Source organism: Mesorhizobium sp. M2E.F.Ca.ET.209.01.1.1 (assembly GCF_004010375.2).
In the GTDB taxonomy this organism is placed as follows: Bacteria; Pseudomonadota; Alphaproteobacteria; order Rhizobiales; family Rhizobiaceae; genus Mesorhizobium.
In genome coordinates, this window is the sequence record NZ_SADP02000618.1 from 1 (window position 1) to 341 (window position 341).

Here is a 341-nt window from a genome sequence, read left to right on the forward strand (position 1 = left end):
CTGCCGCCAGACGCGCTCGCGCATTTTTGGCGGCAGGTCGGAATGCCACTCCGCCGGCTTGGCGCCGAACCGGTCTTGGAAACGCTCGAGGAAGGCATGCGTCAGCGCGATTTCCGGCAACAGGATTAGCACCTGCTTGCCCTTCTCGAGCGCCAACGCCACCGCCTCGAAATAGACCTCCGTCTTGCCGGAGCCAGTGACGCCGTCGAGCAGCGTGACGTTGAAGACCTGCGCCCCAACCGCCGCACGCAGTTTCTCGGCCGCGACATTCTGGTCCGGCATCAGCTCCGGCAGCGCATGATTGGGATCGGGTGCTGCCACCACCGGCCGCGGCGGGATCA

1 protein-coding gene is annotated in these 341 nt (G+C 66.0%); it reads right to left on the bottom strand.

Annotated elements, in window-relative coordinates; genetic code table 11:
- A partial coding sequence (locus EN852_RS37165) for a DEAD/DEAH box helicase family protein (RefSeq protein ID WP_135879787.1) occupies positions 1–341 on the bottom strand: 341 nt, incomplete at both ends.